The sequence below is a fragment of the Geothrix mesophila genome (assembly GCF_022808835.1).
GTDB classification, from domain to species: domain Bacteria; phylum Acidobacteriota; class Holophagae; order Holophagales; family Holophagaceae; genus Geothrix; species Geothrix paludis.
Genome location: NZ_JAKZLD010000005.1, coordinates 191,619 through 216,098 on the forward strand (window position 1 = coordinate 191,619; position 24,480 = coordinate 216,098).

Sequence of the window (24,480 nt, forward strand, 5' to 3'; positions counted from 1 at the left end):
GCACCTCCGATGCTCCATGATAAGCCGATGCGGTTCGTGCCCCAGATCCCTTCCCACGTTGATCCCGGTCCCTGGGTCCCCCTGGCGCCCCTGACCCTGCGGTGGGAGGGCGGCCTGCATCCCGACTGGTCCACCCTTGCGCGCCGGGGCCTGGCCATCCACGCCGTCCATCTGTCCGGCGAGTCGCCGGTGGAAGACGGGCTCGCCGTGCTCCACGCCTCGCTCGGCCCCGATTTCCTCATCGTGCCCGCCGCCCGTCCGCAGACCCGCGAGGCGGGCTTCCGCCTGCTGGGACACCTGGAGACCCTGCTGGAGGCCGCCAGCGGCCGCGGCGCGAAGATCGCCCTGAGCATCGAGGGCGGGGCCGAGGCCGCCGTGCTGGACCTGCTGGCCCAGGCCAAGGCCGACGCGGTGGGCTTCTGCTGGCACCCGGGCACCGTGGACGCGGCGCGCCTGGCGGACCGGCTCTGGTGCGGCGTCTGCGGGCCGACCTCGGACCTGCGCCCGCTCCAGAAGCTGGGCTACCGCTGGGACATGGCCCTGCCCGCGGAGGATCCCGCCACCTTCCGGGCGCAGGCCGCCGCGCTGGCGGCCGCCCATCCCGAGGTGATCTTCCCCGAGGAGATCCTGCCCCCGGGCCTGGACCGCGCGGCCGAGCCGCCGGAGGGCTTCGCCTTCGGGCGGCACTGGGGTCCCACGGGGAACCGTTCATGACGAAGACCCTGCTGGTCATCGCGGGCGAGGATTCCGGCGACCTCCACGGCGCGGAACTGCTGCGGGAGCTGAAGGCCCGCCGGCCCGACCTGCGCCTCGTGGGCGTCGGCGGCCCGCGCATGAGCCCCTTCCTGGACCGCAAGCTGGCGGACGTGAAGGATCTCGCCGTGGTGGGCTTCGTGGAAGTCATCAAGCACCTGCCGCGCCTGAACCGGCTGTTCAAGGCCATCCTGGCCGCCGCGGCGGAGGAGCAGGTGGCCGGCGCCCTGCTCATCGACTACCCGGGCTTCAACCTGCGGCTGGCCAAGGCCCTGCGGAAGCAGCTGCCCGCGGTGACTCTGCACCAGTACGTGTGCCCCCAGGTGTGGGCCTGGAAGAAGGGGCGCATTCCCGAGCTGGGCACCGTGCTGAACACGCTCTACTGCCTCTTCGACTTCGAGCCGGAACTGTTCCGCGGCTACCCCGTGGACGCCCGCTTCGTGGGCCACCCCCTGGTGGAGGTGGTGAAGCCCGAGTGCGACCGCGCCGCCTTCTTCGCCGAGACCGGCCTCGACCCCGCGCGGCCCCTGGTGGCCCTGCTGCCCGGCAGCCGCAAGGGCGAGATCGAGCGACTCCTGCCGCCCATGGCGGAGCTGGCCCGGCGCTGGCGCACGGCCCAGTCCGAGGTTCAGTCCGAGGTCCAGTGGGTGCTGCCTGTCGCCCCCACGCTGGATCCCGCCTTCGTGCGCAGCCACCTGGGAGACGCGCCCGTGACGCTGGTGCAGGACCGCCCCTACGCCGCCCGCGCCCACGCGGACGCGGCCCTGGTGGCCTCCGGCACCGCCACCCTGGAGACGGCCCTGCTGGGCACCCCCTTCGCCATCGTCTACAAGCTGAACGCCCTCACCTACGAGATGGCCAAGCGCGTGGTGAAGGTCCCCTACTTCGGCCTCGCCAACGTCGTGGCCCGCCGCGAAGTGGCCCCCGAATTGCTCCAGGGCGAGGTGAACCCCGAGCGGTTGGGTGTTGAGCTGGCGCGGCTGCTGGAGCCCGAGGTGGCTCGGCGCGTGCGCGCCGAGTTGAGTGAAGTGCGTGGCCACCTGGGGGAGCCGGGCGCTGCGGGGCGCGTGGCCGAGGATCTGCTGGGGAAACTCCAAGGCTGAGGGGCTCTGATAGGACTGCTTGAGATGTGGTAGTAGCGCCACTTGGAGATTCTTAATTCTTTTCCGCCAGATCTAGGGAGCGTTCCCGTTCGCCCCTGGTTTTGCCCCGTTCGGCGGAGAAAGGATCCAATGATCTACAATGCCGGTATCGTGCCTTCATCCCTATCAGACACTAGGCCCAAGGCGGGTCTGGTTGTTTATTGAAAGGTGCCCAACCATTAATACATGGAGACTCACATGACCTTGACTGCCTATAAAGAGCACCCGCTTCGTGAGTCTATATCTCGAATTCTTCATATGAAGAATGACCCCGCATTTTCAATAAAAGAAATCTCAGAAAACGAAACATATGCGTTTGCTCGAGATAAAATATTTGCAATATCACAATCCATTTATGATTTACTAAAACAAACTCCTGCAGAACTGACAAGCATAAATGCATTAAATCAAATCCATTCAAATATACAAGCACCAATTAATGAATTAACTGCTTTTATATCAAATAAAAATCTAGCCCATTTGGCCAATGCTGTATCACAGTTTGAACAAAATATACTTCCGTCTATGTGGGCATTCATGCCTGTTGTTAAATCGGTGAATGGAAAGACATTTCCTGCCATTTTGGATACAGTTTCAAAATTATCACTCGAATCCATTCAACAAATTAGTGCTAATAGAGATCAATTGATTCAAAGAATTCAAGAAGCAGAAAGTGACGTTGAAAAAATAAAACTAAAACTCGATGAAATTTCTACTGGAGCGGCGCGAGAACGCGCAGAGGCTGCTGCCTCTGTCGCAAAACTTGAACAACAGTATGTTCAGAGCGAAGGTGCAAGGCAGACTGGATTTGATGCATCTATGGCCAATTTCAAACAAGAGTTCATCGAATTAACAAATAATATAGAGCAATCAGGCGATTCAATAATTGAAACACTACTAAGTAAAAAGGATGACGCAGCTAGAATTGTTCAAATAGTAGGTAATATAGGTGTTACTGGAAATTATCAAAAAATCGCAAACTCCGAATCAACACAAGCCAACATATGGCGAATCATTACACTTGGATTCTTTTCTATAGGCATAACTATCGCAATTATCACATTTTTAACACACCTTGGCGATTCTCTGTCTCCGGATATTATGCGCTCCGTAATGATTCGCTTGCTTTATGCGCTAGTGATTGCAGCGCCCGCGTGGTACACAGCTCGGGAATCCGCTAGGCACAGGTCCAATGCCGATCGAGCAAGGCAGACTGAACTGGAACTGGCCTCACTTGGCCCATTCCTTGATGCCCTTCAGGATGATAAAAAGTCCGCAATTCGAGAAAAACTTGCCCCGCTGTATTTTGGGCGCCCTATTGAACCCCACACGGTCGAACCACCAATCGACCCAAAACTCATCAAAGAAACCGCAGTCGAAGTCGCTAAGGCCCTTAAGCATTAAATTCGTATGCTGTTGGCTAACCCTACGCTCAATTTGGGCCCCGCCTTGCCTCGTCCTTCGCGCCTTATAACCCTTGCTTCCAAGCTTCTTTTCAACATCTCGGCGCAGCCAAATCCGGTCACTTTTACCCACCCCGCGCCACCCAAAGGGGGGGAGGGCCTGATGACGGTATCCGTCTTTGTGGGGACGAGCGTGGACGGGTTCATCGCCCGCCTGAACCACGACCTGGACTGGCTGCCGGAGGGGGGCGGGGAAGACCACGGCTTCCAGGCATTCCTGGCGGGCGTGGATGCGGTGGTCATGGGGCGCAAGACCTTCAAGAAGGTGCTGACCTTCGACCCCTGGCCCTACGGGTCCAAGCGGGTGGTGGTGCTGAGCGGCCAGCCGCTCCGGCTGCCGAGCGCCATCGGCGGCGCGGTGGAGCAGATGGCGGGCTCGCCGACGGAGATCGTGGCCCGGCTGGCGGAGCGCGGCGCCACGAACCTCTACGTGGACGGCGGCATCACCATCCAGCGGTTCCTGCGGGCGGGGCTGGTGGACCGCCTCATCATCACCCGGGTTCCGGTGCTGATCGGCGAGGGCATCCCGCTCTTCAGCACCCTGCCGCACGACATCCATCTGCGGCACGTCGCCACCCGGTCCTTCCCCAGCGGCCTGGTCCAGAGCGAGTACCAGGTGCTCCGCTGACCGGGTGGCGCGCTCCTGTTCGGACTAGTGGCCCGCCGGCTTGTTGTCGTACTTGCCGGGCTGCTCGACGTAGACCACGGCCCCGTCCGGCTGGCTGTTCGAGTGGGGATGGTTCGCCGGGATGAAGACGTAGGAGCCTGGACCGTAGGGCTGCTCGTGGTCGGGGTCGCTCCCGTAGCGGAAGGTGCCCGACACCACCACGAGCCTCAGGGCGCTGGAGTGGGCGTGGACGGGGCTCTTGCTGGCCACGGGGAACTTGACGAAGCCATGCCAGGCCCCCTTGGCATGGAGGCCCTCCACATCGGCCACCATCACGCCGACGCCCTTGGCCGCCAGGTCCTCCCACGGGAGCTTGTCGGCGGCCAGGGTGACCTCCCCGCTGTGCTTCTCGCCGCCGTGGGCGAAGGAAAGGGTGCCGGCAACCAAGGCCGCGGAAAGCACGACCAGCCCGGAAGGTGAGATCTTCATTGCTTCCTCCTGGTAGAAAGCCCGCATGGGCTGTCAGACGATAGTCCTCCACCTTGTTTGTCGCAACAGGTAGATTGCTGGACGGCAGGGGTGGATTCCCCGCCGGGAGGGAGGCAGGGGAAGGCCTTTCCAGAGGCGATGTCCTGGGCGCTTGTGATGCCCCTAAACCCATCCCGGGCTTGGCGCATCATAGGGATGGATGTGCGCGGAGGTGCCCATGCTTCCCAGTCTGTTGATGCTTCCCATGGCGGTCCTCCAGGCCCCGGCGCCCCTACCGGTGGTGGAGGCCAAGGATCTTCCCAAGGCTCCCCGGGGCCCCATGACCCCCCATCGCCCCGATCCTGGCGGCGAGGCCAGCATCCTGGGCGAGACCCGGCACGGGGCCCGGAAGGGGCCGTCCATCCCGGCCCTCCAGCTGCCGGCGGGCAGCGTCCGGGTGACGGACAAGGTCCCCGACATGAGCGGGCGGCGGGCCTTCGCCATCGAGGTGCCCGCTGGCGGCAAGGTGAAGGCCCAGGTCGTGGAGGGCCGGAAGGCCTGGTTCCGTGTGCTGGCCGTGAACGCCTGGGGGCGGGATGAGCCGGGGCTGCTCCAGAACCGGATCCCCACCGGCGAACCCCAGGCCACGTACGAGAACCCCAGCAAGGAGACGCGCACCATCTACTTCATCGTGGACACCCTCGACGCCAACATGGTCGGCGAGCCCTACACGCTGGAGGTCACCCGGAACTAGAGCCGGCCTTCGGCGGATCCCCGGGGAGGTGCTGGAGCCGGAGGGGCAGGGCGTCGCGGAAGGCCTTCCGCAGGCTTTCGGGGGCGCTTCGCCAGGCCTTCAGGGCGGCGGCGCGGGTGGGGTAGGCGCCGTAGCAGGCCTGCCACCAGCGGAAACCATCCGGCCGCACGTAGGGCAGCACCAGCACGTCCGGGGCCTTGGGGCCCGCGGCGTGGGCCACCACCTTCAGGCCCTCGGCGCGGCCGGAGACCACCAGGCGCAGGGTCCAGGCGCCCTGCGGCGCGGCGGCTCGCTGGGCGGCGCCCCGGTGCAGGGCCTCCTGCAGGTCCATGCGCTCCAGCGGCTTCACGGCCTCTTCCGGATCGGCCAGGTCCTTCTCCGTGAGCACGCGACGCGGCGCTTCCACCTGCACTTCGAGGCTGCGGGAGGATCCGCCCATGAGATTGCTGACGCTGAGGGTGTAGACCGTGGTCTTGTCGGGGACCACGGCGATGCTGGACTGGCCGTCCAGCTCCAGGCCGCCGGGCTCGAGGCGCACCTTGGCGTCGCCCTGGCAGATCCACTTGAGATCGACCTGCTCACCGGGCTTCACCACGGTGCGGCTGGCTTCGAAGCTGCACACGCTGGCGATGGGCGTCTGGGCCGCCGCCATGGGCCGGCGCCCCAGCACCGCCACCTCCAGCGTGCGGCTCTGGCCACCGGCGGCGTTGTTGGCGGTGATGGTGTAGCGGGTGCTCTCCAGGGGCGTGACGGTCACTTCGCTCTTGCCGTCCAGCTCGAGCCCGCCGGGCTCCAGGCGCACCTTGGCGCTGCCCGCGCACTCCCACTTCAGCACCACGGGCTCGCCCGGCAGCACGGCCTTGGTGCTGGCGTCGAAGGCGCAGATGCGGGCGGCCTCGCCCAGGGGCATCCCGGGCGTCACGCGCACTTCCGCGTGGCCGAGTTCGGCGCTGCCAGACCCGGCGCCGGGCCCCGCGTCGAAGAGGCTGTACCTCGTCGTATAGGAAGGTCGCACCGTCACCTGGGATCGCCCCGGCAGGATCATGCCGCCGGGTTCCAGGCGCACCTGGGTCGACTGGGGGCAGGTCCAGGCCAGCAGCACCGATTCGCCCGGGCGGATTTCGCGCGGCTCGGCGGTCACGGTGCAGGGCGGCTGGGCCTGAAGAAACCCGAGGGCCACCGTCATCCAGAGGGCTGAGCGCATCAGGGGAGTTTAGTGCACCCGACCCCCCGGTGCCCCGGCGTTTTGTCAGACATCACCGGTTCGGGTTCCTACATCCGCAGGCTGGTTTCCGCGGCCACGCCCGGGTCCTCCAACAGGGTCTCGAGCAGGAGCAGGTACCACCCGATGGCGGACAGCAGCGCCGGATCGGCCAGGCGCCGGTGGGGCTGGGAGATGTCCACCAGGGCGAGGGGGGTGTTCTCCGGGACCGACCGGCTGGTGCCGTCCGGGTTCAGGGTGAGCTGGACCAGCGGCAGGCCGTCCGCGTCCAGGAAGGCCGCGCCGGGGTGGATGCCTCCGATGCGGACCCAGTCGAAGGTTTCGTCACCCTGGAAGACCAGCTTCCCGTTTCCCACCAGGTGGGGGTGGAACATGGCCAGATCCGTCTTGGAGCCCGCTTGGCGGAGGGTGACGGAACTGGCCGGGAAGCGGCTGTGCTTGAGGGTCCAGGCTCCGCCGGTGGTTTCCACCCTGGCCAGGGTGGGATCCTCGGGAAGGAAGGTGAGGGTGGCGACGGTTCCCTCCCTGGTCTCCAGGCTGAAGGTGGGACCGGCCTCGCCGGTCTTCTTCCAGGCGAGAGCGGCGGAGGCGAGGTTGATGAGCGCTGGCATAAATCCCCCTTTCTGGGGCGCTGATGCGCACACCCCAAAGGTAGGCCTGGAATGGCCTCCTGGAGGGGCGGAGAGGGGGCGTCCGACCGACCCGCTTCAGGCCGGGCCGGTGGCTGGTCGGGGTTCCTGCTCAGTTCCCCAGGTAGGTGAACCAGAAGCGCACGCCCAGGTACGAACCGTCGTAACCGTCCGGCAGACGCTGGAGGGGGGCGGCGCGGAGGACGGCCATGCGGGCGCTCTCGTCCATGGCGGCGTTGCCGCTGGGGATCTCCACCCGCACCCGGTCGAGGCTGCCGTCCCGGGCGATGCGGAAGTAGATCTGCACGCGGCCCTGGGTGCTGGACACCCGGTTCCAGTTGGAGGTGATGCGGGCCTGGACCTGCTGCAGGTACCACACGAACGGGAAGTTGCCGTCCACCCCGCCCACCAGGCCCACGCCGCCCTGGACGCCGGAGGTGGGGTTCAGGCCCGGGATGCCCGAGCCGGCGCCGAAGGCCGCGCCGTTGCCCGAGCCCACGGCGCCGGCCACGGGGTTGGGCGAGGCGGTCTTGCCCTTGGCGGCGGTGGTGCCCGTGCCGGTGCTGGCGGCATCCTTGCTGTCGCCCTTCGCGGCGGCCTTGGTGGTCTTGGTGGCGAAGGGATCCGGGGCCGTGGCGGAGGGCGTCGTGTTCCGCACCGGTGCCACCTCCTCCACGCGCCGCAGGCGCTCGCCGGTCTTGCCCACCTCCATGGCGTCGGAGCCGCCAGACTGGCCGCCCATGGCCGCGGGCAGGTTCACCCAGGTGACCTTGACCTCTTCGGCCTTCTCGCCGCCGCCGCCCCGGGGCCAGAAGAAGGCCACGCCGATGGTCAGGTGCAGGGCCAGGCTCAGGGCCAGCCCAGGCCCCCAGCGGAGCTCGCCCAGGTGGGCGCGGCTGCGGAGGTAGGCCTGGAGGTCCTGGCTCATTTCGTTCCGGTGGCTGAAGCGGCGGTGGGCGCGGCGATGGGGGCCGCGGCGGTGACGAAGCCCACCTGAGTGAAGCCCGCCTCACGGATGGCGTCCACCACCTGGATGACGCGGCCGTAGGGCACGTTGTGGTCGGCCCGCACCAGCACGGGGCGCTTGCCGCCGGACTGGGCCCGGGCCTTGAGCTGGTTGGCCAGCACGGGCAGGGCCATGAAGGCCTGGTCGAACTGGAGACGGCCATCGAAGGTGATGGAGACCGTCAGGGCCTCACTCTCCAGGTTCCGGCCCGTGCGGCTCTCCGGCAGCTTCACGTCCACGCCCGTCATCATCATGGGGGCCGCGATCATGAAGATGATCAGCAGCACCAGCATCACGTCGATGAGGGGGGTCATGTTGATGTCGGCCATGGCGCCGCGCCTGCTGCCTGGGGTGAATGACACGGGGACCTCGCACGTCTGGCTACCAGTCTACCGCCTGCCAGGTCTGCTGTCGGCGCGGCTGGATCCCGCGGCTCCCGGCCCAGGGCCACGGCGCCGGATCGGGCGCGGGCCTACCCGGATCGCTGGCGCTTGAAGATCCGCGCCAGGATGGCCTCCCGCCTGGCGGGGCCGACCGGGGCCCCGGTGATGGCCACGGGAGCGGGCGCGTCGGTGACGAACGGGTGGTCCCCACTCACCGGGGCCTCGCGTCTCAGCCCGGACTGCAGGATGGGCCGGAGAAGCTTCCGCGCCATGGATTCGAGATCGCCGAGGGGGCACGCCGGATGGGCCATGGCCACGTCGGCGACGCCACGCACCACGTGCAGGCTCAGGTGCACGACCGGCCCCAGGGCCGGTTCGGAGAAGCGGTTCCCGTAGCGCAGGAGGATCTCCTGCCGCAGGGCCTCCTCCAGGCCCTCCGCATGGGTGGCCAGGGAGCCCAGGCGATGGGCTTTCAGGTAGGCGTTGACCGTCACATGGAGTTGGAGATTTTCTTTCAGGTTCCCGACCGTGGCCCGCGCGAGGGAGGCACTGAGCGCCATGGTGATGCCCTCGGCATCCCTCAGGGAATCCCACGCCACGGTCTGGACGTGGCTGCGGAACGCCCGTTCGTCCGCGCGCCGGAGGCGGTCGAAGAGGGCGATGGCCACGTCATCCCGCCCTGCTGGGAAGTAGTTGTACAGGGTCTGGTTGCCCACACCGGACAGGGCGAGGATGTCCCGCAGGGTGATGGCGTCGGCGGGGAACTGGCGGAAGAGGCCCGCCGCCGCCTCGAGGATGGCCGCGTACGAGGCCTGGCCGGCGTGCCTGGGTTCGAGGCCCCGCAACAGTCGCATCCGCTCGTCCATGACGAGAACCCCCCCTCTCCACCGCCCCCACCATACGGTTGGCGAGGCCCATGGTTTCTAGAACGGCTGTTGGAGGCGTCAACGTAAATACCGATAATCCCAAGACTAACGAACCCGGTGGCCCTGGAATCGAGGCATTCTGGACCTAACGATAGACTGGACAACAGATCGATGAGACCCCCATGCCTGCAGTCGGGAAACCCGAGCCTGACCCGGAGACGGCATTGCCTGCCGCGTGCGTAGCCGCGCGCGCCGTGGTCCTCCTTGTGGATGACGACATCTCGATCCAGGATTCCGTGGGCGCCATCCTGGATTTCCTGGGCTTCGAGCCCATCATCGCCGCCACGGGCGAAGCGGCGCTGGACCTCCTGGAGGGGGGACTCCAGCCCGCCGTGACGATCCTGGACATGGACATGCCCGGCCTGGGTGGTGCCGGTACGCTGCCGCACCTCCGCGCCCTCCGTCCGGACCTTCCGGTGGTGATCTCGACCGGCCGCGTCAACCACGCCGTCCTGGAGCTGGTGGGGCGCTACCCCGGGGTGAGCCTGATGCCGAAGCCCTTCAGCCTGGCCGACCTCAAGCGCCACCTCGCCTGAGGGCGGCGGGTGGGAGGAGGCGGCCGTCCCCATAGGCAGGGGCGTCTGTCGAATGGTCTTAAATTGACAAATTGACCCTTGAATTCGAGTGGGTCTAGCGTGCCATGATTCGATCCTGAATATCGGTCTCTGCCGCCAACTTCTCGCCCTGGGAGCTGTGCAGATGGATGAAGTCAGGAAGGCGCGCCGGATGGTTCCCCTGGGGTCCCGGGCCGAGACCCTGGATGGCCGCGAGCCCGAACCCGAGCCCGGGTCCGCGCCCGGGAGCGGTCTGACCCTGGGTGCGCCGGTTCCCGCGGCCAGATCCGGTCCGCCGGCCTTCCCGGTGCCGGGCTGGGACCGCTACGAGTGCCTGGGCTTCCTGGGGCAGGGCGGCATGGGCAAGGTGTTCCGCTGTCGCGACCGGCGCCTGGGCCGCATGGTGGCCATCAAGTTCGTGCGCCTGGACGACGATCGCCACCTCGCGCGCTTCATGCTGGAGGCCCGGGCCCAGGCGCGGGTGGACCACGACCACGTGTGCAAGGTCTTCGAAGTGGGCGAGGTGGAGGGCCGGGTCTTCATCGCCATGCAGTGCATCGGCGGGCGGCCCTTCGACCTGGCGGCCGAGGAGCTGTCGCTGGAGCAGCGGGCCATGGTGGTGCGGGACGCGGCCCTGGGCGTCCAGGAAGCCCACCGGGTGGGGATCATCCACCGGGACCTCAAGCCCTCCAACATCATGGTGGAGCGCACGGAGGACGGCACCCTGCGCACCTTCGTCATGGACTTCGGACTGGCCCGGGACTGGGACCAGAACGTCACCGAGACGGGTGCGGTGCTGGGCACGCCGTCCTACATGTCTCCCGAGCAGGCCCGCGGAGAGGTCTCGCGACTGGATCGGCGCACGGACATCTACAGCCTGGGTGCCACGCTCTACCAGGCGGTGACGGGGCGGCCGCCGGTCACCGGAGCCAACGCGCTGGAGATCCTGGGTGCCATCGCCGCCCATGAGGTTCCGTCCATGCGCGGCCCGGGCCTGGACGTCCCCCGCGACCTGGAGGCCATCACCCTCAAGTGCCTGGAGAAGGAGCGCGGCCGCCGCTACGAGTCGGCCCGGGCCCTCGCCGAGGATCTCGACCGCTTCCTCGCCGGGGACCCGGTGCTGGCCCGGCCCACGGGGCTCTGGTACCGCGTCCAGCGCAAGCTCCGCAAGCACCGGCAGCTGGCGGCCGTGGGTGCTGTGGCCGCGCTGGCCGTGCTGGTGGCCCTGGGCGTCGCGGTGAAGACGCGGCGCGACGCCGGCCGCCGGGAGCATCTCGCCCAGCAGTTCACCGAGGCCACCGCCCGCATCGACGCCACGGCCCGCTACTCCGCCTTGTCGCCGCCCCACGACATCCGACCGGACCTGCAGGCCGTGCGGGACCAGATGACCCGGCTCCAGGCCGACATGGCCCAGGCCGGCGCCATCGCCAACGGGCCGGGCCACTACGCCCTGGGCCTGGGCCATTGGACGCTGGATGACGTGGAGAAGGCGCGGGAGCACCTGCAGATGGCCTGGGACGCGGGCTACCGGCAGCCCCGCGTGGCCTACGCCCTGAGCCTCGCCCTCGGCCAGCAGTACCGGGACCGACTCCTGGAAGCGGAGCGCATCGCCTCCAAGGACCAGCGGGAGGCCCGCCTGCGGGAAGTGGAGCGCACCCTGCGCGACCCCGCCCTCGCCTTCCTCCGCCAAGCCAAGGGCGCGGACGTGCCTTCGCCGGCCTACGTGGAGGCACTGCTGGCCTTCTACGAGGGGCGGCTGGACGAGGCCCTGGCGCGGCTCGAGGCGCTGGGGACCGAGCTGCCCTGGTTCTACGAGGCCCCGCTGCTGCGCGGTTCCCTGCTGCAGGCCCGGGCCTGGCAGGCGTGGAACCGGGGCGACCGGGAGGGCGCGCACCGGGACTTCGAGGAGGGCCGCCAGGCCCTGCGTGCCGCCACCGTCACGGGGCGGAGCGTGCCCGCGGTGTACGCGGCGACCGCCGATCTGGAGAACAACGCCTTCTTCATGGAGAAGTACGGGCAGGGGGATGTCCAGGGGCCCTTCGACCGTGGCATGGCAGCCCTGGATACCGCGCTGCGCCTCCAGCCGGACCATGTGCCGTCCCTGATCCTCGTGTCGGCGCTGGAGCGGAACCTCGCGGACACCCAGGTCCTCCAGGGCCAGGACGCCCAGGCCCTCGCCGGCTCGGCGCTGGCCGCCGCCGAAAAGGCCGTGGCGACCGGCCCCGCCCGGGCGGATGCGCGGATCGCCCTGGGCCAGACCTGCTACGTGCTGGGCAACGCCCGATTCCAGCGGGGTCTCGATCCCACGGAGGCCCTGGCCCGGGGGCTCTCGGCCTTCGGGGCCCTTTCGACCGAGAAGCGGGACTACACGGTCTGGAACCACCTCGGCCTGCTGAACCAGAAGCTGGCCCAGTACGAGGACGGTTGCGGCAAGGACTCCTCGGTCCACCTGGACGCGGCCATCGAGGGTTTCCGCACCGCGGCCCGGATGGAGCCCCACCTCCTGCCGGCGTGGATCAACCTCGGCCTGTGTCTTGAGCAGCGGGCCACGCGGCCAGGTGCCATCCAGTCGGCGGCGGACCTCCAGGAGGCGGTGGACGTCTTGACGAAGGCCCGGGGTCTCAATCCCCAGCATTTCGTGCCCTGCTTTGCCCTCGGTCAGGTGTTCTTCGACCGCGCCCTCCGCGCCCGGGCTGAGGGCCGGGACCCGCGCCCCGATCTGTTCCAGTCCCGGGATCTGCACCGCCAGGGGCAGGCAATCAATCCCGCCATCCCCAACCTCCACAACGGAGAGGGCATGGCCCTCGTCGAGCTGGCCCAGGAGGCCTGGGAGCGGGGGGAGGACCCATCCCCATCACTCGGGGAGGCCGAGGCCGCTTTCGGGGCGGCCATTCGAGTGGCGCCTGCTCAAGCCTATGGCTACGCCAACTTGGCGGAAGCGTTGCTCAGGGAGACCCGGTGGACCGGGGCGCTCCGCTCCCTCTCGAAGGCGGAGGCCGCGTTGGTGCGGGGCCTTCGCGCCGCCCCAGGCGATTCCGCCCTCTGGGGGGAGCAGGGCCGCGCCGCGGCAGTCCGGGTGGAGGCGGCACAGCGCACCGGAGCGGATCCTGCGGCTCCGGTCCGCGCGGGCGAGGCCGCTCTGGCCCGGGTCTTGGCCGCGGATCCGAAGAACCGCGACGCTTGGCAGTACCTGGGTGAGTTGCGGGCCGCCGCCGTCCGCTGGAAGGTCACCCGGGCCTCGGCCACCGAGGCGGACTTCGCCGCCGCCCGGGAGGCCTTCAACCGGGCCCTGGCGGTGGACCCGGCTTCGCAGGAGTCCCGGCTCGCCCTGGGGCAGCTCTGGCGGGACCAGGCGGCCTGGGAACGGGGGCGGGATGCCGGTCCGGCCCTGGCCCAGGGGAAGGCCCAGGCCGAGGCGCTCCTCAAGGTCCGGCCGGGCTGGGCCGAAGCCCTGGCCCTGCGGGGCACACTCCAGGTGATCGATGCGGAGACCCTGCTTCGTCCAGCCTCCCTTCAGCCGGCCCTGGCGGATCTCACCGCCGCCGAGGGCGGGAACCGGCACCTGGCGCCGGTCCTGGCCCCCTGGAAGGTCCGCGCTCAGCGGGCGGGGGCCCGCTGAGCGCGTCTGCCGCCCCGGTTGGCGTCAGCCGGTGACGCCGATCGTTCCGGCGTTGAGGGTGGCCCGGAGGTCCGGCGGGGTGTCGACCGAATAGTTGCCCAGATCGGCGTTTGCCAGGATGGCGTAGACGTTGGAGCCGCTGGCATTCGCGTCCACGGTGCAGGTGGTGGTCCCGAAGAGGGTCGAGGGATCCACCGTGGAGCCCGGGGCGGCCGTGATGGTCACGGTGGTGGGGGCACTGGAGCCGGCCTGGATGAAGTGGATGGAATCCACCGTGCGCTTGCCTTGCGTCAGGGAGGGATTGCATGAGTTGGGACCGACGGTGATCGTCTTGGTGGCCATGACGCCTCCAGAGAGAGAGAAAGAGAGGGATGCCAGGGGCCCAGGGTGGACCCTGGCTGATCGGGTGTGGCGATCCAGCCTAGTCCCATCCTGGAATAAATCGAATCAATTTGTTTGGACAGCCGGTTTGTGCCCGTCTGGGCCTACACCTGGACCGGAGCCACCACGTACTTCCCCTTGGCGTCCCGGCTGACGGTGCCGGCAGGGAACTCGGGATCGTGCTCGAAGACGCACACCGTATCCGTGCCGGTCACCTCGTCCAGCAGCTTCTGGCGCTCGTTCACGCAGGTCACCACGTCCAGGTCGTAGCCCATGCACCAGGCCGGCTGGATGTGGCGGGCCGTGGGGATGAGGTCCGCCAGGTAGACGAGCCGCTTGCCGCCGCCCTCCACGATGACGTTCTGAAGGCCCTCGATGTGGCCGGGGGCGGGGCGCACGGAGATGCCGGGCAGCAGCTCGGCGATGCCGTCCACGGTCTCCAGCAGGCCCGCGGCCTCCAGGGGCTCCCAGTTCTGGGGCAGGTAGCTGGCCTTCACGCGCAGGTGGGGGTGCTTCGCATCCGCGAGGTCCTTGGCCTGCACCACGTAGCGGGCGTTGGGGAAGCTGGGCACGGGCTTGCCGTTCGCGTCGAAGCGTGTGCTGCCGCCCGCGTGGTCGAAGTGCAGGTGGGTGAGGATGCAGAGGGTGATGTCCGCGGGCTTCACGCCGTGCTTCGCGAGGTTGGCGTCCAGCACGCCCCGGCCCTCGAACTTGAAGCGGGCCATGAAGTCGTCGCTCTCCTTGTCCCCGTTGCCGTTGTCCACGAGGATGACGTGCTTCTTCCCGTCCACCTCGCCGCGGATCAGCAGGCAGTTGGTGGCCATGAGGATCTGGTTCTCCTCGTCGGCGGGGTAGAGCTTGTTCCAGACGACCTTGGGTACGGTGCCGAACATGGCGCCGCCATCCAGCCGGAAGGTGCCGCCGCTGACGATCTGGACATCCCAGGGACCGAACTGCATGGAGACTCCTCAGGGGAAGGGACTGGAACCGCGAAAGGGGCGAATGGGCGCGAAAGAGAGATAGGGCAAAGGCCCATGCCTTGGATGCTTTTCGCGTGCCCGCAGGGCTTCGCGTTTTTCGCGGTTGCTTCTTCTTAGAATGCCAGGACCTTGCGCGCTGCCGCCAGCACCTTGTCGGCATTGGGGAGGATGGCGCGCTCGAGGATGCGGTTGAAGCCCACGGGCGTGAACTCGGAGCCCACGCGCTCCACGGGCGCGTCCAGCCAGACGAAGCACTCGGAGGCGCAGATGGCCGCCAGCTCGCCGCCGAAGCCGCCGAAGACCTTGTCCTCGTGGGCGATGAGCACACGGTGCGTCTTCTTCACGGACTTGAGGATGGCGGGCGTGTCCAGGGGGCTGAGGCTGCGGAGGTCGATCACCTCGGCGGACTTGCCCTCCTTCTCCAGCTTGGCCGCGGCTTCCAGGGCGAAGTGGACCGGCGTGCCGTAGGCGAGGATGGTGAGGTCCGTGCCTTCGCGGCGGACGCGGGCCTTGCCGAAGGGCACGGCGAAGTCCGACGGCACCACGGCCTGGGCCATCTTCGCGTTGTAGAGGAACTTCGGCTCGAGGTAGAGGGTGGTGCCGCGGCTGCGCAGGGCCGTACGCAGCAGGCCCGCGGCGTCGTCGGCGAAGGCGGGCACCACCACGCGGATGCCGGGCAGGGTGGTGAGCCAGCCTTCGACGTTCTGCGAGTGGTAGAGGCCGCCGCCGATGTAGCCGCCGGAGGCCAGGCGGATGGTGACGTTGGGAGCGAACTGGCCGTTGCTGCGCCAGTAGTCGTGACTGCACTCCACGATCTGCTCGGCGGCGGGCCAGATGTAGTCGGCAAACTCGGCGCCCTCCACCACCACCCGGATCTTGTCGTCCAGCCGGGAGAAGCCGTTGGCGGTGCCGACGATGAAGTCCTCGGCGATGGGGGCGTTGAAGACCCGCTTCTCGCCGAACTCCTGCTGCATCCCCTTCGACACGTTGAAGATGCCGCCCTTCTCCTTGTTGGCCATGTCCTGGCCCCAGATGAAGGTGTCGGGGTTGTGGCGGAACTCCTCCTTCAGGGTCTGGTTGAGGGCGGTGATCACGCTGACGGGCGTACCTTCGGCGTGGTGCGTGCCGTCCGGATACTGCGCGGAGACCCAGCCCTCGGGGATGACGAAGTCGTAGATGGTGGCGGGATCGGGATTCGGCGCGGCCATGGCCTTGTCGTGGGCGGCCAGGTAGCGGGCCTGGTTTTCCGTCTCGATGGCCTTCAGCTCCTCCTCCGCGAGGCCGTTCGCCAGGCAGTAGGCGCGGAAGCGGGGCAGGGGATCCTTGGCCTTGGCCTCGGCCCGCTCCGCGTCGTCGCGGTAGAGCTCGTGGCGGTCCGAGTTCGAGTGGCTGCCGATGCGCACGCACATGGCGTAAACCATGGCCGGACCCTGGCCGGTGCGGATGTAGGCGATGGCCTCCGCCATGGCGCGCATGGAATCCAGGAGGTCCAGCCCGTCGCACTTGATGATCTTCAGGTTGGAGTAGCCGCTGAAGTTGTCGCAGAGGTAGTCGTTGGCGCTCTGGTCGTGCTTGGGCACGGAGATGCCGTAGCCGTTGTCCTGGACCACGAAGACCACGGGCAGCTGCTCGCGGTCGGCCCCGTTGATGCTCTCGGAGCAGTAGCCTTCGGACAGCGAGGACTCGCCCTGGCTGCAGAACACCACGCTGTCGCGGCCGTAGTACTTCACCGCGCGGGCGAGGCCCACGGCGTGCTGGGTGTGGTTGCCCGTGAGGCTGGACACGTTCTGGATGCCGATGGACGGCTTCGCGAAGTGGTTGCTCATGTGGCGGCCGCCGCTGGCAGGGTCGGTGGCCTTGGAGATGCCGTTGAGGATGATCTCCTCGGGCGTGAGGCCCGCGGCGAGGCAGGTCATCATGTCGCGGTAGTAGGGGAACAGGAAATCCTGGCCGGCGCGGAAGGCCAGCCCGGCCGCCAGCTGGATGCCGTCGTGGCCGGCGCACGGGGCGTGGTACGACCAGCCGATGGCCTGCTTAAGGTAGTTCGGCGCTTTGTCATCCAGGATGCGTCCGAGGTGCATCAGTTCGTACCATCGGGCGAGGTCCTCGCGGCTGGGGGCACCCTGGCCCTCCAGCGCGTTGAGGGCCGCTTTCACCAAGGTCGGAGTTTCCAACATCCACCTCCACGGGGCCGGGTTCCACCGGCTGTGCCAGAGCTTTTCATCTTCCCATGGACCTGCCTGACGGGCCAGCGTGCGTGTCGCCGCTCACCCTCGGCGATGGCTCCAGATCAGGCTCGTACCTTCGCGATTGGCTTCAGTGAAGGCTTTGCCGACGCGGGTCAAAGCCGACTTCAAGGTCATGTCGTCATCGCCGGGGAACCACAGCGTCGCCCCGGTGGGGTGCTCGCCCACGATTCCGCGAAGCCGCGTGAGCAGGACCTCCGTGCCCTCCTCGCTGGTGTGGGGCATGATCAGCAGGTACTGGTCCGCCGACAGCTCGATGAGCAGATCCTCGCCGCGCAGATGGGAGGCGGCGGCGGCCAGGCGGCCGCGGGTGCCCGTCACCAGGGGTTGGGACCAGAGGGCGAGGGCGATGGGTTCCTTGCGGCGGCGGGCCATGAACAGCGAGGCGCGGAGCCAGATGTCGAGGTAGCGGCGGTTGGGCAGGCCGGAGCGGGCGCTCTGGAGCGCGCTGTCCTCCACGATGGCGCCGCTGAGTTCCAGCGCGTCCAGGGCCCCCCGGAGCTCCTGCTTCATGCTCTCGGATTCGAGGGTGCGCGCCATGAGGTGCCCCATGGCGCGGATCAGCTCGGTCTCGCCGCGGTCGAAGGCCCTGGGGGCGTGGCACTGGACGCACAGGGTGCCCACCACGTTGTCGCCTTCCTTCAACGCCACGCCGGAGTAGGCGCGGATGCCAAGCTCCAGGTAGCCGGGGCTCTTGCGCCAGCGCGGTTCCAGCGAGGCGTCCCGGATGGTGAGCGGGCGGTCCGGGTGGGCCATCACCCACGGACAGTAGCCCTTCTCGGGGGCCTCGAAGATGCCGTTCATGCCGGCGCCGTCCGCCACGGCCCACCAGAACACTTCGTAGCCCAGCCCCGTGATCCGGGTGAGCAGGGCGCGGTCCACGTTGAGGCGGTCCACCAGCAGGGCGAGGCCATGCTCGAAGAGCCGGGCCGGGTCCTCCCGGCTGGCATTGAGCAGGTCCGCCAGCGCGGCAAGATGGTTCCCCTTGGCACTGCGACGCTTGACCGCCTTCCCAGGGCTCACGCATGTCTCCAGTCGGTACCCTTAGAGTGCCGGACTTTTACCACAGTGCAAGGGGTCAGATTGGAAAGAATCTACCAACTCACGACGCGGATGCTGGGACTGATCTCCACTCGGCCTGGCCTCCGGCCATGACCGAGGTGCCGTGGGCGGGGAGCCGGCCAGGCCTCTGACGGGCCCTTCACCAGCTTACGACGCGGATGCTGGGACTGATCTCCTCCTGGAGCAGCCCCTCGATGTAGCGCAGGGTGCCGCTGGTGGAGGAGGGGCAGGAGCCGCAGGCGCCGTGGTAACTGATCTGGAGGGTCTGGCCGTCGAAGGAGATCACCTCCAGACCGCCGCCATCGCCCGCCAGGCCGGGGCGGATGCGGGAATCCAGCAGCTGGTTGATGCGCTCCAGCGTCGCGTCCGCGTCGCCGCCCGGCGTCAGCGCCACATCGCCGGTGTCGTTCTCCGGCAGCTTCAGGTCCTCGATGGATTCGCAGATGGGGTCGATGAGATCGGTCCACTCGGCCGAGGGATCCTTGTTCACGGTGACGAAGCGGTCCATGTAGAACACGGAGGTCACCTTGCCCAGGGCGAAGAGCGCCGAGCCCAGCGGATCGCCCACCGCCGCCCCGAAATCCTTGAAGGACCGGGAGCCGGCCTTGAGAATGGCCGGGTGCACCAGGAACTTCAGGGCATCGGGATTGGGCGTGGGTTCGATGTTGATGACCTTGGGCATGGAAGGCTCCCAGGAAAGTTTACCAAATTCGTCAGGATTTGCGAGAACCCATACTTGGACCCGGAGATCCCATGACTCGGACGAAGGTCCTCCTGAGCTGGTCCAGCGGCAAGGATGCCGCCTGGGCCCTGCACGCCCTCCGGCAGGCCGGAGACGTGGACGTGGTGGGTCTCCTCACCACCACCAACGAGGCCTTCGGACGGGTGGCCATGCACGCGGTGCGGGAATCCCTGCTGGAGGCCCAGGCCGAGGCCGTCGGTCTGCCCCTCTGGAAAGTGCCGCTGCCCTGGCCCTGCCCGAACGAGGCCTACGAGGCCCGGATGGCCGAGGCCTGCGCCAGCGCGGTGGCCGAAGGCATCGGGGCCATGGCCTTCGGGGACCTGTTCCTGGAGGATGTGCGGGACTATCGCATCCAGAAGCTGGCAGGCACGGGCCTGGCGCCCCTGTTCCCGATCTGGGATCCGGATACGGCGGGGCTCTCCCGCGCCATGGTGGCCGCGGGCCTGAAGGCCACCCTGACCTGCGTGGATCCCCGGGCGCTGGACGCGGCCTTCGCGGGCCGGGCCTTCGACGCCGGGCTGCTGGCGGACCTGCCGGCCGGCGTGGATCCCTGCGGCGAGCGGGGCGAGTTCCACACCTTCGCCTGGGACGGCCCCATGTTCAGCCATCCGGTGGCGGTCCGGAATGGCGAAGTGATCGAGCGGGACGGCTTCGTCTTCGCGGACCTGGTGCCCGCATGACGTCGCCGCAGCCCACGGGCGCGAGCCTGATGGACCCAGGCCGACCGCTGATCCTCGTCACCGGCGCCACCGGCTACATCGGCGGACGCCTGGTGCCCCGCCTCCTCGCCGCCGGCCACCACGTGCGCTGCCTGGCCCGCAACCCCGACCGGCTGGCGGGCCGGCCCTGGCCGGGGGTGCAGACGGTGAAGGGGGACGTGAGCGATCCGGCCTCCCTGGCGGTGGCCCTGGACGGCGTGTCGCAGGCCTACTACCTGGTCCATGCCATGAGCGAAGACCGGCCGGACTTCCGCGACCGGGACCTGGGCCATGCCCTGGTCTTCGCCGCGGCCTGCGCCAAGGCGGGCGTGCAGCGGATCATCTACCTGGGCGGGCTGGGGGATCCCAAGGGCCACCGGAGCGATCACCTCGCCAGCCGGCAGGAGGTCGGGGCGGCCCTCGGTTCCACGGGCGTGCCGGTGCTGGAGTTCCGGGCCGCGGTCATCGTGGGCAGCGGCAGCGCCAGCTTCGAGATGATCCGCCACCTGACGGAGCGCCTGCCCATCATGATCACGCCGCGCTGGGTCAACACCCGCTGCCAGCCCATCGGCGTGCGCAACGTGCTTGGCTACCTCACCGAGGCCCTGGAACACCCGGACGTGTCGGGTATCTTCGAGATCGGCGGCCGCGATGTCCTCGACTACCGGCGGATGATGCTGGGCTATGCCGAGGCCCGGGGCCTGCGCCGCTTCATCATCCCCATGCGCGTGCCGCTGCCGATCCTGTCGGCCCTGTGGGTGGACCTGGTCACGCCCATCCCGCTGGTCCTGGCCAAGCCCCTCATCGAAGGCATGACGACCGAGGTGGTGGTGCGCGACCCCCGCGCGCTGGAGGTCTTCCAGGTGCGCCCCATGGCCTACAAGGAGGCCCTGGCCCTCGCCTTGCAGCGCCTGGACGAGGATGCGGTGGAGACCACCTGGGCCACCAGCCTCTCCCGCGAGCAGGAGGAGGAGGTCCTGGGCTCCCACGAGGGCATGTTCCTGGAGCGCCACCACCGGCACGTGAAGGCCCCGCCTCGCACGGTGTTCGAGACCTTCTGCGCGCTGGGCGGCGAGAACGGCTGGCCCGCCGGCAACTGGCTGTGGCAGATCCGCGGCTTCCTGGACCGGCTGTTCCGCGGCATGGGCATGCGCCGGGGGCGGCGGCATCCGCGGCAGCTCCGCGTGGGCGATCCCGTGGACTTCTGGCGCGTCGAGGCCGTCGAGGAGGACCGCCTCCTGCGGCTGCGCTCCGAGATGAAGCTGGATGGCCACGCCTGGCTCCAGTTCACCGTGCGCCCGGAGGGAGCGGGCTCGCGCCTGGAGCAGACCGCCTTCTTCGAGCCCCACGGCGTGCTCGGCCTGATCTACTGGTACTCGGTGCTGCCATTCCACCTCTTCGTGTTCCCCGGCATGATCCGGGCGCTGAAGAAGCGGGCGGAGGCGGCCATGCCAGAATCAAGGCCGGGAGCCTGACATGTACGACGCGCAACGGGAGGCCTGTGTGGCTGCGGCCCAGGCCGGAGGGAAGGTGCTGCTCGGCTATTTCCGGAAGCTCGATCCCGCCACCATCACCGAGAAGACCAAGAACGACGTGGTGAGCGAGGCTGATCGTGCCGCCGAAGCCGCCATCCACGCCGAGTTGGACTTCCGCTTCCCCCAGTACGGGTTCCTGGGCGAGGAGGGCGGGAGCCACGGCAGCGCGGACATCCGCTGGATCGTGGACCCGCTCGACGGCACGCTGAACTTCGTCCAGGGCTTCCCCCACTGGTGCGTCTCAGTGGCCCTGTGGGACGCGGAGGGCCCTGTGGTGGGCTGCGTGCTGGATCCCCTGCGGGGCGACTGCTTCCTGGCCGTGCGCGGCATGGGCGCCACCTGGAACGGCAGGCCCATGCGCGTGTCGCAGCAGGCGGGCCTGGATGGCGCCTTCCTGGCCACGGGCTTCGCGTTCCAGCTGGGCGAGCGCTGGCCGGTCTTCAATGCCGCCCTCGGCCGCGTGTTCCCCCGGGCCAAGGGCATCCGCCGCGCCGGCAGCGCCGCCCTCGACCTGGCCCACGTGGCCTGCGGCATCTTCGACGGCTACTTCGAGCTGGGCCTCAAGCCCTGGGACCTCGCCGCCGGTGCCCTGCTGGTGCAGGAGGCCGGCGGCGTGATCACCGATTGGGAGGGCGGGCAGACCTGGTGCGGAACGGGGAACCTGGTGGTGGGAAATCCCGGCGTACAGCGGGACCTTCGGGCCTGTTTGCTCCCGTCCTAGTCAACCGGTTTGATCAGGTCCTCGAAGGGGGGGTATCCGCGGAACTTGCGGAAGGCCTCGTCGTGCGTCAGGACGTAGGCCAGGTTCGAGCCGCCCGCCACGGCCTGGCGGAGGCGTTCGACCATCCGCTCCTTCTCCCCGAGCGCGGCCAGTACACAGGCACATTCGAAAGGATGGCCGGGCATCGAACCTGGCTTGGACGGAAGGGCGGCCAGTTGTGCCTCCACCGCCCTGGCCTCGGTGGCCGCGCCCAGTTCCGCCAGGAGCATGCCCCGGTCGGAGAGCGGATCCGGATTGTTAGGGTCCTTTGCCAGCCGGGCGTCCACCAGGGCCAGCGCCTCCTTCTGCCGCCCCAGAATGCGAAGCATGTGGATGGTGTCGCCCCACAGCCACGGTTCCGTTGGCGGGTCCGCCGAAGGGGAATGGCGATCGAGGAACCGCGATGCCCAGCGTTGGCTCTCCGCCTCCTCCCCGTGGGCATGAAGCTCCGCGGCGGCGATGGCCTCGAGGGCCCGGGGGGGAGCCGCAAGCCCGCGGCTCGGCTTGACGAGGCTGCCGTCCTGCACGGCCTGTTCCACCTCCGCCATCCGGCCCATGGCTGCGAGCGCAGCAACTTCGCGCACGCGGAAGAGGGTGTTGTCCGGCACCACCGCCAAGCCTTTGCGAGCCAGCCGGAGCTCCTCCTCGTACTCTCCCCGCTGGTGCAGGAGCCTCCCCATGGGTAGGGCGATCCATCCTGCGAACCAGCCCTCCCAGAATACCGACGAATCCATGATCGGCCGGAATTCCCGGAGCGCACTGCCATCGTGGTGCATGGCCAGGTACAGGTTTCCAAGGTTGTAGTGGAGCGATTCGAAATCCCCGCAGACGGCGCGGACATCCAGCAGGGCCTTGACGCCTTCCGCCGGGCGGTTTTCGGTCCTTGCGCGGAAGAACCGCAGGAAGCCGCGCTCTGCGGACGTGTAGAAGGGACTGCGGGGCTCGATGGCGTCGAGCAAGGCCCTCGCCTCCTCTGCGCGCTTGGGCGTCGCGATGTAGGCGAGCAGCACGTAGATGGCGTCGAATCCATCTGGATCGCTTTCCAGAATCTTGCGCAAGGCGGCAATCGTTCCTTCGGGATCGGCGTTGAACCGTTCGTAGCAATCCCTCGACTGCAGCCAGGTGTCCAGGCGGGGTGCCCGCCACGTGCCGAACCTGGCGCCGCCGGTATCGCAAAGGGAGATGACCAGCGCACCGGCCAGGTACTGCCTGAGCTCCTTCAGCGCGGCGGTGGGGTCCTCCGGCGGCGCCTGCCAGGGTCCCAGCGAATAGATGGTCGTGCCAGCCCACGGATCCTCGAGCCGGGCCTGGAACACCAGGTCCCGGCCTCGTCGTGCGTAGCTGCCGGTCGCGACCAGTCTCGCCCGCGTGGCCGCCGCCAGACGGTGCAGGTCGCGTCCCCCGGGGTTCACCGCCAGCTTCAGGCTCCCCACCTTCTCCAGATCCTGGCGGACCAGGTCGGCGGCCTGCTGGCCCAGATCGTCCAGGGAAGGATCCCCGGTCCGGTTCTCCAGAGGCAGGACAAGCGCGAGGTGATCGTCCCACTTTGGCGTGGAAGGCACCCAGGGGCGCCACCACAGGAGGAAGCCGAGAGCTGCGGTCAGCGCCACTCCGGCGGTGGCCAGCAGTCCCCTGCGGGGAAGTCGCAGACCAGCCTGGGGTCTGGACGGAAAACGGAGTATCGGCCCGCCCTCCTTGGTCGCCATGGCCGCCAGTGCCTCCGCGAGCTCACCGTCGCTCCGGTAGCGTTCGGTGGGATCCTTCGCCAGGCAGCGCCGGACGATCGAGACCAAGCCCGCAGGGACCCCCGACGCCAGGCTTTCCAGCGGCGTAGGCTTGTCCCGTACGATCGCCGCCAGGGTCTCCGTAATCGAATCGCCGGTGAAGGGACGCATCCCGGCAACCATCTCATAGAGCACGACGCCGAGGCTGAACTGGTCGGTTGCGAACCCCACGGGTTTCCCGGTCGCCTGCTCGGGGCTCATGTAGGACGCCGTCCCCACCACCATCCCCGTGCCGGTTCCGAGGGTCGTCACTGACGTGAACTGATTCTCCAGGCAACCGGACTTGGCCAAGCCGAAGTCCAGGATCTTCACCACCCCGCGGCGGGTGAGGAAGAGGTTCTCGGGCTTGATGTCGCGGTGGATGATCCCCCGCTCGTGCGCCGCCGCAAGCCCTTCAGCGATCTGCGCACCCAGCTCTGCGATGCGTCCCGCCGTCAACGGACCCTGTTTCATCAACTCCCGCAGGGTGAGCCCCTCGAGCAGTTCCATGACCAGGAAGGGTGAGCCCTCGTGGGTGCCGAGTTCATAGATCGTGAGGATGTTCGGGTGGTTCAGCGCGCTCGCCGCCCGGGCCTCCCGCTCGAAGCGGCGCAGCCGCTCGGCATCCTCGGCGAAGGCCGCCGGGAGGACCTTGATCGCCACCTCCCGCCCGAGCTTCGGATCATGGGCGCGGTACACCTCACCCATCCCGCCCTTGCCCAGCAACGCGAGCACCCGATAAGGACCGAGGAAGGAGCCTGTGGAAAGAATTTGAGCAGACATCTTC

The 24,480-nt window shown here is 68.2% G+C and carries 22 protein-coding genes; 10 read left to right on the forward strand and 12 right to left on the reverse strand.

Annotated elements, in window-relative coordinates; genetic code table 11:
* Window positions 1-27: 27 nt before the first annotated feature.
* The 4 genes from MLG87_RS15340 (at window position 28) to MLG87_RS15355 (ending at window position 3,986) form a co-directional block, all read left to right on the forward strand.
* The gene (locus MLG87_RS15340) at window positions 28-714 is read left to right on the forward strand and encodes a hypothetical protein (RefSeq protein ID WP_243295940.1); all 687 of its coding nucleotides are present in this window, start codon (window positions 28-30) and stop codon (window positions 712-714) included.
* Window positions 711-1,856: a lipid-A-disaccharide synthase gene (lpxB, locus tag MLG87_RS15345; protein WP_243295941.1), complete on the forward strand. Its 1,146-nt coding sequence runs from the start codon at window positions 711-713 to the stop codon at window positions 1,854-1,856. The genes MLG87_RS15340 and lpxB overlap by 4 nt, the downstream gene beginning before the upstream one ends.
* 237 nt (window positions 1,857-2,093) lie before the next feature.
* Window positions 2,094-3,299, forward strand: a complete 1,206-nt coding sequence (locus MLG87_RS15350) for a hypothetical protein (protein WP_243295942.1) — start codon at window positions 2,094-2,096, stop codon at window positions 3,297-3,299.
* Between the two features lie 162 nt (window positions 3,300-3,461).
* Window positions 3,462-3,986, forward strand: coding sequence for a dihydrofolate reductase family protein (locus MLG87_RS15355; RefSeq protein WP_243295943.1), 525 nt, complete (start codon window positions 3,462-3,464; stop codon window positions 3,984-3,986).
* 24 nt (window positions 3,987-4,010) lie between these two features.
* On the opposite strand, the gene MLG87_RS15360 is transcribed toward MLG87_RS15355, so the two are convergent.
* Complete coding sequence (locus tag MLG87_RS15360; protein WP_243295944.1) at window positions 4,011-4,454, reverse strand: cupin domain-containing protein; 444 nt, start codon at window positions 4,452-4,454, stop codon at window positions 4,011-4,013.
* A gap of 217 nt (window positions 4,455-4,671) precedes the next feature.
* On the opposite strand from MLG87_RS15360, the gene MLG87_RS15365 reads away from it, so the two are divergent.
* Window positions 4,672-5,187: a hypothetical protein gene (locus MLG87_RS15365; RefSeq protein ID WP_243295945.1), complete on the forward strand. Its 516-nt coding sequence runs from the start codon at window positions 4,672-4,674 to the stop codon at window positions 5,185-5,187.
* On the opposite strand, the gene MLG87_RS15370 is transcribed toward MLG87_RS15365, so the two are convergent.
* From MLG87_RS15370 to MLG87_RS15390, 5 genes are all read right to left on the reverse strand, one after another.
* Entirely contained in the window at window positions 5,174-6,391 is a 1,218-nt protein-coding gene (locus tag MLG87_RS15370) for a hypothetical protein (protein ID WP_243295946.1), read from the reverse strand. The genes MLG87_RS15365 and MLG87_RS15370 overlap by 14 nt on opposite strands.
* A gap of 68 nt (window positions 6,392-6,459) precedes the next feature.
* Complete coding sequence (locus MLG87_RS15375) at window positions 6,460-7,020, reverse strand: hypothetical protein (protein WP_243295947.1); 561 nt, start codon at window positions 7,018-7,020, stop codon at window positions 6,460-6,462.
* 130 nt (window positions 7,021-7,150) lie between these two features.
* Complete coding sequence (locus MLG87_RS15380; protein WP_243295948.1) at window positions 7,151-7,966, reverse strand: energy transducer TonB; 816 nt, start codon at window positions 7,964-7,966, stop codon at window positions 7,151-7,153.
* Window positions 7,963-8,406 (reverse strand): ExbD/TolR family protein, encoded by a 444-nt coding sequence (locus MLG87_RS15385; RefSeq protein ID WP_243288696.1) that lies wholly within the window; start codon window positions 8,404-8,406, stop codon window positions 7,963-7,965. The genes MLG87_RS15380 and MLG87_RS15385 overlap by 4 nt, the downstream gene beginning before the upstream one ends.
* Before the next feature lie 110 nt (window positions 8,407-8,516).
* Entirely contained in the window at window positions 8,517-9,281 is a 765-nt protein-coding gene (locus MLG87_RS15390) for a TetR/AcrR family transcriptional regulator (protein WP_243295949.1), read from the reverse strand.
* A 194-nt stretch (window positions 9,282-9,475) separates the two neighbouring features.
* Here MLG87_RS15390 and MLG87_RS15395 point away from each other — a divergent pair, with 194 nt between their 5' ends.
* Together MLG87_RS15395 and MLG87_RS15400 are read left to right on the forward strand one after the other, a co-directional pair.
* Window positions 9,476-9,889, forward strand: coding sequence for a response regulator (locus MLG87_RS15395; protein WP_243295950.1), 414 nt, complete (start codon window positions 9,476-9,478; stop codon window positions 9,887-9,889).
* Window positions 9,890-10,052: 163 nt separating this feature from the next.
* Complete coding sequence (locus MLG87_RS15400; RefSeq protein WP_243295951.1) at window positions 10,053-13,526, forward strand: serine/threonine-protein kinase; 3,474 nt, start codon at window positions 10,053-10,055, stop codon at window positions 13,524-13,526.
* Between the two features lie 24 nt (window positions 13,527-13,550).
* Here MLG87_RS15400 and MLG87_RS15405 read toward each other — a convergent pair whose 3' ends face one another.
* From MLG87_RS15405 to MLG87_RS15425, 5 genes are all read right to left on the reverse strand, one after another.
* Window positions 13,551-13,868: a hypothetical protein gene (locus MLG87_RS15405; protein WP_243295952.1), complete on the reverse strand. Its 318-nt coding sequence runs from the start codon at window positions 13,866-13,868 to the stop codon at window positions 13,551-13,553.
* A 143-nt stretch (window positions 13,869-14,011) separates the two neighbouring features.
* Window positions 14,012-14,866: an MBL fold metallo-hydrolase gene (locus tag MLG87_RS15410; RefSeq protein ID WP_243295953.1), complete on the reverse strand. Its 855-nt coding sequence runs from the start codon at window positions 14,864-14,866 to the stop codon at window positions 14,012-14,014.
* 134 nt (window positions 14,867-15,000) lie between these two features.
* Window positions 15,001-16,968, reverse strand: coding sequence for an alpha-ketoacid dehydrogenase subunit alpha/beta (locus MLG87_RS15415; RefSeq protein WP_425250902.1), 1,968 nt, complete (start codon window positions 16,966-16,968; stop codon window positions 15,001-15,003).
* Between the two features lie 186 nt (window positions 16,969-17,154).
* Window positions 17,155-18,156, reverse strand: coding sequence for a sensor domain-containing diguanylate cyclase (locus MLG87_RS15420; RefSeq protein WP_243295955.1), 1,002 nt, complete (start codon window positions 18,154-18,156; stop codon window positions 17,155-17,157).
* A 178-nt stretch (window positions 18,157-18,334) separates the two neighbouring features.
* On the reverse strand, window positions 18,335-18,877 hold the full coding sequence (locus tag MLG87_RS15425) for a NifU family protein (protein ID WP_243295956.1): 543 nt from the start codon (window positions 18,875-18,877) through the stop codon (window positions 18,335-18,337).
* 71 nt (window positions 18,878-18,948) lie between these two features.
* Here MLG87_RS15425 and MLG87_RS15430 point away from each other — a divergent pair, with 71 nt between their 5' ends.
* From MLG87_RS15430 to MLG87_RS15440, 3 genes are read left to right on the forward strand one after another with little or no spacing between them, the layout of a single operon-like run.
* Window positions 18,949-19,617: an adenine nucleotide alpha hydrolase gene (locus MLG87_RS15430; RefSeq protein WP_243295957.1), complete on the forward strand. Its 669-nt coding sequence runs from the start codon at window positions 18,949-18,951 to the stop codon at window positions 19,615-19,617.
* Entirely contained in the window at window positions 19,614-21,110 is a 1,497-nt protein-coding gene (locus MLG87_RS15435) for an SDR family oxidoreductase (RefSeq protein WP_243295958.1), read from the forward strand. Before MLG87_RS15430 ends, MLG87_RS15435 begins: the two co-directional genes overlap by 4 nt.
* A gap of 1 nt (window position 21,111) precedes the next feature.
* Window positions 21,112-21,891, forward strand: a complete 780-nt coding sequence (locus tag MLG87_RS15440; protein ID WP_243295959.1) for an inositol monophosphatase family protein — start codon at window positions 21,112-21,114, stop codon at window positions 21,889-21,891.
* On the opposite strand, the gene MLG87_RS15445 is transcribed toward MLG87_RS15440, so the two are convergent.
* The gene (locus MLG87_RS15445) at window positions 21,888-24,476 is read right to left on the reverse strand and encodes a serine/threonine-protein kinase (RefSeq protein WP_243295960.1); all 2,589 of its coding nucleotides are present in this window, start codon (window positions 24,474-24,476) and stop codon (window positions 21,888-21,890) included. The two genes, MLG87_RS15440 and MLG87_RS15445, sit on opposite strands and share 4 nt — an antisense overlap.
* Window positions 24,477-24,480: the final 4 nt, after the last annotated feature.